We start from the raw sequence: 9359 nt of genomic DNA on the forward strand, positions 1-9359 counted from the left end.
AACGTAGGGTTGTTAAACACGCACTCGCCGTAGCCTTCGTCCAGCCAGGCTTCGGTACGGTGGGTGATCTGTTTTGCGAGTTGTTCCCAATCGGCGTCTGTTTGTGGTTGTCCGTTCGATCGCTCCCATATCTCTCGCCATCGTTGAAGGCTTCGAAGTTGATCTTGTGGAATCGAGTCTGACAGCCGAAATGTGATCGCATAGGTCGCTCCGGCCTGCCGCCAGTGTGGAAGGTGTCGGTGATAAGTTTCGATGGGCAGATCTGGGTGCAACCCGCGAAAACCGGGAGGAGCATTCAAGTGAAATGTTTCGCTCACGTGAGACTCCTTATTCTGTTCGAAAGATCCTTCACGCCTGGTTCCTCGTAGGTTGGGCCTTCCAAGCCAAACACCCGTAGGTTGGGCTTCCAAGCCCGATCAAAAAAAGACGCTGTTTTTCCGACGGTCTCGGGAGACCATCGTACTGTTTGTTGACGACGGTCTTGGAAGACCAACGTACGTGTTTAGCGGACAGTGTCCGCGAAGTTCCATTCGTGAATGGGGACGCCGTTGTCGTCGAGCAAACTCATCTTCTGGATTTCGATTTGGCCGGGGCCGTTCGATGGATCGATTCGAACGCCTTGCACCGGGCCATTCGGTGAAAGCTTGATGGAATAGGAGTGGACGTTTCCATCGTGAGTCACGTCAAGCACCTGGCTTCGCGTTGCATTGTAGGGAAGCCCAACCTCTTTCCAGAACACTTGCCCGTCGCCAGACGAATTCGATTGCATCTCAACGGTGAACGTCATCGTGGATGCCTTCACCACTTTGGGAAGCGAGAAGCTTAAATATGGGTCACCTCCGGTGCTGCTAACCCGCAATGAATTCTGAGAAACGGCAAGGTCGCACGTTCCGCCGGGCAACCAACCAGCGACCGGTTTCCGCTGAACTCGCTGCTTGCCCTTCTTGGGTCGGTTGCGGCTGCCTTTCAGATTGCCTTTGCCTTCCGCTGCGCGGTTGTATTGGGCGGGATCGAATTTTGGATTGACCAGCGGTCGGACGGCATTGGTTTCAACGAGATGTTGCTCGATCAGTTTGTCCAACTGCTGGACTCGATCGGGATGTTTTGCCGCCAGGTTGGTTCTTTCCCCGAGGTCGTTTTTCAAGTCAAAAAGCTTGTAGCGATGCGAATCGTTTTTTCCGCCGTGAAAAATGCGAATGAGTTTCCAATCGCCCTGATGCACGCTGACCGAAGGCGGAATCCAATTCGGTACGGGAGGATCATGAGGGAAGTAGGTGAAGATCGCGTCTCGCTGCAATGGCTTTGCATGCAAAGCGGGAACGATGCTGACGCCATCAAAGTGTTGGTTTGGCTGAGCGTTGATCGACAGCATTTCCAGGAGAGTCGGGTAGAAATCGATGCTTTGAATGATCGCGTCGCTTCGTGATCCGGGCTCCACCACACCAGGTTGGACAATGATCGCCGGTCCTCGCACACCGCCTTCGTACATGGTCGCCTTGCCACCTCGTAGCGGAGCGTTGCTGGTCGCGGTCGTGCCGTCCACTTCGTTGTACATGTTGCCGCCGTTGTCCGACGCGAAAACGATGATGGTGTCGTCGGCGATTCCCAGGCGATCCAGTGTGTCCAGCAATGTGCCAATTGCATCGTCCATGCTTTCGATCATCGCAGCGTACGTGGGACAGCGTTGAGGATCGTTGGGATCGACGCGATCTCGATATTCTTCGATCAGCTCTTTCTTGGCGTCAAACGGCGCGTGAACACTGAACATCCAGTAATTTAAAAAGAACGGCTCATCAGCGTGCTGCTCGAGAAACCGGACCGCTTCTTTGGCCATCCGATCTTCGAGATGCTCGTCCGGGATCAACGGGTCATGATCAAAGTCCTTGAACTTCCACGGTGCAACGTAACTGCCCGCGGGGCCCGGTCCGGGATGGTGGGGCACATCGACGTCAAAACCATGTTCCAGCGGTGAGTAGGGCTCCGATCCCAGGTGCCATTTCCCGAAGTGACCAGTGGCATAACCGTTGTCCCGGAACATCTCGGCGAGCGTGTAGTACTTGGGATCCAGTCGCGTCACTGATTCGGGAACGGTCGAGAACTTGTTCGGTGGTCCTTTCTCGCTTTCTCTGGGTTCCAAAACGACCCTCGGCAAGTGGCAGGTCGGGGAAGTGATCCCGTGCCGTGCTGGACTGAGCCCGGTCAGGACACTCGCCCGAGTTGGCGAGCAAAGCGGACTGGACGAGTAGGCTCGCGTGAACGTCATCCCGCGTTTCGCAAGCCGTTCGATGTTGGGTGTCTGATAAAGCTTGGTGGTTCCAAAGAGCGTCGTGTCGCTCCATCCAAGATCATCGGCCAGGATGAACAGCACGTTGGGACGCTTCGATGCACTGGTCTGCGGCGACGCGGCCGGCCTGTTCGCCAGTTCTTTCACTCGGAGGTTCTTCCACAGCACGGTGCCTTTGGCACCTTTGTGAACCTGCAGACCGAAGAAGCCTTTGGGGTAGGACTCATCGTCGATCCAGTGGGCGGCTGGCACACCATTGACCCAGGTTTTGACGACGTTGCCCTGCGCAGAAATTGTCACGCGGTTCCATTTGTCTTCTTTGGTGGCCGCTCTCGCTTCTTTGTGCTCTTTCAGCCACAGCGGATAGAAGTATCCGCCGCAGCTTTGCCCATAGATGCCACCGGACCAATGGCGATCTTGACTGAATCCTTCCATCTCCGCCTGAGGTCCAAACACCGTTTCGGTTCCGTTCTTGCCTGGTTTGGATTGAGCACGGAACATCACGCCGCTGTTGCAGGACTCTTCCCACTTCATGTCGCAAGTGAAAATGAAATCTTCGAAGTCGTCTCGTTCAGTCGACAAATAGGTGCTGTTGGAACCTGGAACGACTTGGCCAACAAGGATCCCGTCTTTCACCGTGAACTTGCAGGTGCCTCCCTTCGGAGTCCAGCCACTCAGGTCCTTGCCATTGAACAACGAGGTGAAACCTTTCGACAAATCTGGCTCGGGGTCTGTGTTGAGCAGCATTTTCTCGGGCAAAGGAGCATTCGCCTGGCCTTTGTACTTGGCATGCCAAGCATCCTGCTTTGGATCGAGCTCACCCGCCAGGATGCAGTGGCTAGCGCACAAGTGGATCGCGAATGCGAGCAACGAAAGAGGAATTCGATTCATGGTGGGGTGTCCGGTGGGGATTGGCCGCCAGTGTTGCGGCGGGCCAGTGTCGAGGTGGCCAGTTTTGAGGTGGCCAGTTTTGAGGTGGGTAGGGATGTGGGGGTGAACGGCTTGGCCGTGGAGAGAACGTGCCGTCGTCAATCGGCCAATCGATAAATCGCAATCGATTCGATCAGCATCTCGCCGGCGTTGGCATATTTATCGTAAGTCGCGAAGGGATCGAAGCGAAGTTTTCCCACGGTCAGTCCACTCGGAATTGCGAAAAGATAATCGTTCACGTCGTCTGATTGTCGAAGCAACCGCTTGGTTTGCTGCTGAGCGTTGAAACCTCGGCCGGGAATTGCCCAGTAGAATTGGCTGTTCGAATTCTGTGAGGGCGATGCTCGCAACTCGATGACCAATTTGCCTTCGAGTGGCTTGCTCAATCGGACTGCCATCTGCGAATCGTCACCGGTTGCAACCAGATAAGCCACGCCATTCCGTTGTTCGATTTGGAGACTTTTTCGCTCGCCCCATTTGGCCAAATCCTGGGGGTTTCGGAAGTCCCACGATTCTAGTTTTGTCGCACCGGTCAGATCGATTTCGCCCGGATTGATGGAGTTGTCTTTGGGGGCCGATGATTTCAGCGGAACCTTTGCTGGTGCGATTCCGCTGGGCGCCGAAAACTCATAGCTGCCCGATTCGACGGTCAACGCAACCACGCTGCTTTCTTGCCGGAGGATGCTGACGTTCGCTGTGTTCGACAGGGCGTTGCCGCTCTCGGTGATGCTGCTGGCATCGTTTGTCGGAAGGTAGACGGTTGCCGTGGTGTTGGCCGGGATCGAGACGTTCAGATGAAATTTGCCGCCCCACACTTTCCATTCACTGCGAATTGTTCCGCGAATGGAATCGTACGATGCCTTCACCCAGTGGATTGGTTCGTTCATCGCATTGCTTCCAGGTGACGGCGGGGTCGGCCGGATCACGATCCGCTTGAATCCTGGACCGTCGGACTGGATGCCTGCAAGTGTCGCAAACATCCATTCGCAAACCGCGCCGAAAGCGTAGTGAGAGAACGAGTTCATCGCCGCGTTGTGTCGACCAAACGCATCCTCTTTGGTGTAGCTGTCCCATCGTTCCCAGATCGTGGTCGCACCATTGGAGATCTCATAACCCCAAGACGGAAATTCGCGAGACTGCAATAGGAACGTCGCCAGATCATGCTGTTCCGAACTTGACAGAACAGGCAGCAATGGTCGCGTGCCGAGGAAACCAGTCGCCATGTGATTTCCGTTTTCCGCCAGCCGTTTGGCAAGGTATTTCCCGGTTGCTTCGCGTTGATCCGCGGGCACCAGATCCGCAAACAAAGCCAGGGCTTGAGCGGTTTGAGTCCGGACGTTGATGCTGCCATCTTCGTTCAAGTACTTGGCCTGAAAAGCGGCTTGCGTTGCAGCACGCTGCTCGCGGTAACGCTTGGCTTCGTCTTCGCGGCCAGTTGCTTGCGCCATCTCGGCCATCATTTGTGCCGAGATCGCAAAGTACACGCTGTCGATGTAGTCGAGCGGTGTTTCTTCGCCTTGAGACAGCCAATCGCCCCAAGCGTTTCCGTGTGAAACGCCGAGGTTGCCCACGCTGGTGTCTTTGCGCCACTGCATGAAACGAGTCATCGGTTCCCAGCAATCATCGATGACTCGGGTGTCGCCGTAGAACTGCCAGATCGTCCACGGGCAAATGACACCCGCGTCCGCCCAGGCCGTTCCGAAGTCCCATCCATGTTGGAAGGGGTACGGAGCGTAGCCGGGGAAAGCACCACTGGGTCGTTGTGACTCCATCAATTCGCGAAGCCACTTGGTGTAGAACGCGCCGATGTCCGCGTTGTAAGCCGCGGTCGCGACGTAGGCTTGAGCGTCACCCGTCCATCCCATCCGTTCATCGCGTTGCGGACAATCGGTGGGCAGATCGAGGAAGTTGGCTCGCTGGGTCCAGACCACATTCTTGAAAAGCTGGTTGACCATCGGGTCACTGCATTCGAACGTGCTCGCCATGGGGGTGTCACTGTGCAGCACCAAACCGGTGACCATGTCCAACGGAGGTGTCCCACCGGACGCCGCGGCAGATGCACCGTCTGCGTTTTCATTCGAATCCGACAAACGCTTCACTTCCACAAACTGAAAGCCATGGAAGGTGAATCGCGGTTGGTAGACTTCACCGTCGGGATCACCTTTGCAGGTGTAGTAGTCCGTCGCTCTTGCTTTGCGAAGGTTCTCGGTCATCAAGCGACCATCGGGATGCAACATCTCTCCGTAACGCAGTCGAATCCGGTCGCCTTCGCGTCCTTTGACTTTCAGGCGAATCGTTCCGGCAAAGTTTTGCCCAAGGTCGAAGACAAACGTGTCCGGTTCCAATTCCGATACCGTTTTGGCGGGGATCTCTTGAGTGACACGAACCGGCACTCCCGGAAACGCTTCCAACTTAGGCCGTTTGAAACCAAAGTCACGTTGCTCGCCGACCTTCTTCACCCCGGTACCGACCGTGGTCGGATTTTGAAACTCGTAGAACGTTGCCGTCACCTCATCATTTTGCTTTGCCAAAATCGCATCGTCCCACTGGGCAGCATCAAATCCAGGTTTGGACCAACCAACCATTTCGCGACGTGCGTCGTAGGCTTCGCCCATCAAGAGGTCCGCCTCTTGGACCGGGCCTTCGCCAGTCACCTTCCAAGTCGTGTCGGTGCCGATGGTTTGTTTCGTACCGTCTTCGAATTCGATCTCGAGTTGCGACATGAACGAGGGAGTCTTTCCGTAAACGGATCGCCCGTTCTTTTCCGGTCCCATCCCGGTCAACAATCCAAACCCCACATAGCCGCTGTACCAACCGTCGGCGACCCAAGCACCGATCGCGTTGTCGCCTTTGCGAACCAAGTCAGTGACATCGTACGTGTTGTAATACGCACGCTTGTGATAGTCCGTCCAACCTGGAGCGAAGCTGGCATCGCCAACACGTTGCCCGTTCAGATGCAGTTCGTAGATGCCGAGTGCGGTTGCGTAGACAGTGGCACGTTTGATCGATTTGGACGCCGAGAACTCTTTTCGGTACTGACGCGCGGCAGGCAAGTGAAGCGTTGAAAGATCGGTGTGGATCGGCGAGTCGTCGCGATAGCTGATGTATTCGGCGGACCAGCCACTTTCGTCGAGCAACCCCATCGACCACGAGGCGACATCACTCCAAGTCGCGTTGCCGGCCCCATCCCAGACCTGGACTTTCCAATAGCATTCTTGGCGACTCGGAAGCGGGCTGCCCTCATACTCAACGAACAACGTTTGATCGGATTCCACCTTGCCGGTATCCCAAAGGTCACCGACGTCGGATCCAAGCTGCGTTTCCGAAGAGGCGACGAGCAACCGATACGCGGTCTGCGATTGTCCCCGTTGCTCCGATGTGACCTGCCAGCTCAATCGAGGCTGAGCGATGTCGATCCCGGTCGGATTCTCGAGGTACTCGCACCGTAGGCGTTGTGGCTGGAGAGCGGAAACAGATTCTGCGGCGGTCACGATGGACGTCGCGAGAAACAGCAAGGAAAGGAGTGTCTTCAATGGTCAAACCGGGATGGGGGAAAGCTCAGCCAAATGACCTCTGCCGCGTCAATTCAACGAAAACAACTCTGGCTGGCGGCGATTTTGCCAGCTGTCCATGATCTCGTGAGACTCAGCTAAGGGGATCGAAAACCTTGGTCGGGCGCACTAGCGTCGCCAGGGCAGCCCCAATCTACTTAGGGGCTGAGCCGTAAACCTTTGCGATTGCGCAAGCAATCAGCACGATCGTGCCAAGTCCATAGAGGAGCGGCCTGGCCAGGGAGGATGCGCAGGATTCAGTGCCGAAACCTCCCTCGCTTCGCTGGCCACTCCCAGAGGTCGTGCGGTTTTGAAGTGTCGTGCTCGCGACGTCTTGCGAACCTTGTCGGTTGGCAACGGGCGAGTCAATTTTGCTGTAGGTTGGCCGTGCTTGGCCGACATCCGCAACCCGGACGGGCAAAACTCGTTGGAGTGGAAGCGTTCAAGCGGGCCGCTGCTGAGTGTTGATTCTCAGTCCTTGTTGGCTTCGAACAATGCGGTGAATTCCTCGCGCAGGTCCCGCTCATCGGCTGCCAAGTTCACTGTTTCACCGGGATCAGAATCCAAGTCGTACAGCTCAACGGGCCCTTCGATGTCGTACCGAACGGCTTTCCAGTTGCCTCGGCGAGCCGCTTGGTAGACTTCGCCAACCACTCCAGAATTCGGGTCTCCTGCTTGCTTGCCAAATTCCCAGTACAGAGTCCGTTCCGGCAACGGTCTTGGGGCGTCGCGAAGACGCGGTAGAACAGACACTCCGTTTGTTTTGACTCGTGGGACGATGTTCAAGGGCACGCCGGCGATCTCGGCGAAGGTTGGCAGTACATCGGCGAACGCCCACGGCGTATCGTCCACTCGTGGCGACTGAATGGCGGCGGGCCAATGTGCGATCATCGGCACGTGAATGCCGCCATCGTACAGATCACGCTTCATCCCTTTGTAGGGTTCGGACGCACGGAAAAACGTCGGGTCACCGCCACCTTCGTCGTGCGGTCCGTTGTCCGATGTGAAGAGGATCAACGTGTTGTCCGCGACGCCTTTGGATTCCAACGCTTGGTGGATCTGGCCAACGTATGCATCGAGAGCCGTCACCATGCCGGCCAACGTCGCATGTGGGCGTTCAACAGGCTCGGGGTAATACCAAGCGTATTTGTCTGACGCCGTTCCATTGGACATGCCGCCATAGCGAGTCTCCGGAAAGGCATTCTTGTAGCGATCGACAAATTCGGCTGGCGCGGCCAGTTCAGCGTGGGGAGACGAGTACGCCAGAAGCACGAAGAACGGAGTTTTGTGATCTTGTTTGATGTACTGGATCGCTTCGTTGGTGAACAAAGCTTGTGCGTACGCACCTTTCTTTCCCTTCTCGTTCTCTTCGATCCGAATCTTCTTTCCGTCTCGCCAGAGAATGGTTGGGTATTGCCGGTGCCCTTCCAAAATCGAGTACATGCCGTACCAGGTATCAAACCCCATCGCCAATGGATCCGTCACTCCCATCTGCGAACCGATGGAATACTTGCCAAACAAAGCCGTGTCGTAACCGGCGTGCTTCAACACATGAGCAATCGTGACGTCGATGTCTTTGAGTTGAACCGTGTTGGAATTGTTGTCCATCAACCGTCCGTCGCGACCCGTGAACAGCGACACGCGGGAAGGCGAACAAACGGTGTTACCGGAATAGGCCTGGGTGAACCGAATTCCGTTGGCTGCGAGTCGATCCAGGTGAGGCGTTTGAATCGGGGTGTCTCCGTACGCTCCGATTTGATTGAAACCCAGGTCATCCGCCAAAATCAAGACAATGTTTGGCGGTTCGGCACCTGCATCAACTGCCGTTGCGGATGACGGCAGGCACGCGAAAAATGCCAGTGTCCATGTCGATAATACCGACTGCCATTGAGTTCGATGCGACATCGTTGTTCCGAGGAAGAGGTGGAATCGTGTTTCGAATCACTCGCAAGTGGCGGTCCACCTGCGTCACTCGAATAAGGCGAGAATCTGATCGGCCACGACTTGATGACCGGCTCGGTTGGGGTGATTGGACTGCGAGAGATAGTCCGTGACATCGGCACCTTCCCCGACCAACCGTTGAAATTCCGAGTAGGAATCCACCAGCGGCAGGTCAAACTCACCAGCCAACTGCCGGATCGATTCGGCATGTTTCGCGAGAGGTGAATCGGGATCCGAGATGTCTTCCTTGGAATCCGGAGTCGGCGTCAGCAAGACAACCAGGACGTCTTTTGCCACCGCCTGCTTGATCATCTCTCGCCAGCAATCCTGAGCTTGATTCACCCCAACTCGACGATCATTCAAACAGTAATCAATGAAGATGACGTCGGGATTCAATGACAACACATCGTCCGCGAATCGCTCGGACCCACTGACCGAATTCTCGCCGCCAATCGCGGTGTTGCAAACATCAATGACTGCGGTTGGATAACGCTCGCACAGTTCTTGGTGAAAGAGCACCGGGTACGAATCGAAACGCCGAACGATCGGCGTGCGGAAATACCCGGCGGGGACGGAATGCCCGTGAAAGACAAATCGAACCAAGCGGTTGTTCGGCCAAGTTTGTCGGAGCTGTTGCTTCAGGTCAGCAAAAG

Annotated in this window: 4 protein-coding genes and 1 pseudogene; all 5 read right to left on the minus strand. The window is 55.9% G+C overall.

Annotated features, from left to right (window positions below):
- Positions 1 to 317, minus strand: a pseudogene (locus ACF8AM_RS19450) (hypothetical protein); the annotation flags it as partial.
- Between the two features lie 185 nt (positions 318 to 502).
- Positions 503 to 3175 (minus strand): sulfatase-like hydrolase/transferase, encoded by a 2673-nt coding sequence (locus ACF8AM_RS19455; protein WP_392557245.1) that lies wholly within the window; start codon positions 3173 to 3175, stop codon positions 503 to 505.
- Positions 3176 to 3312: 137 nt separating this feature from the next.
- Positions 3313 to 6747: a family 78 glycoside hydrolase catalytic domain gene (locus tag ACF8AM_RS19460; protein WP_392557246.1), complete on the minus strand. Its 3435-nt coding sequence runs from the start codon at positions 6745 to 6747 to the stop codon at positions 3313 to 3315.
- A 489-nt stretch (positions 6748 to 7236) separates the two neighbouring features.
- A complete protein-coding gene (locus ACF8AM_RS19465; protein WP_392557247.1) occupies positions 7237 to 8670 on the minus strand; it encodes a sulfatase-like hydrolase/transferase in 1434 nt (477 codons plus the stop codon).
- Positions 8671 to 8733: 63 nt separating this feature from the next.
- The coding region (locus ACF8AM_RS19470) for an SGNH/GDSL hydrolase family protein (protein WP_392557248.1) at positions 8734 to 9359 on the minus strand (626 nt) is incomplete at its 5' end.

Source organism: Rhodopirellula sp. JB055 (assembly GCF_043100905.1).
Lineage (GTDB): Bacteria > Planctomycetota > Planctomycetia > Pirellulales > Pirellulaceae > Rhodopirellula.

Excerpts from the sequence above, each read along its gene's own strand:
- ACF8AM_RS19455 (WP_392557245.1), bottom strand. The coding sequence starts at position 3,175 with ATGAATCGAATTCCTCTTTCGTTGCTCGCATTCGCGATCCACTTGTGC.
- ACF8AM_RS19465 (WP_392557247.1), bottom strand. The coding sequence starts at position 8,670 with ATGTCGCATCGAACTCAATGGCAGTCGGTATTATCGACATGGACACTG.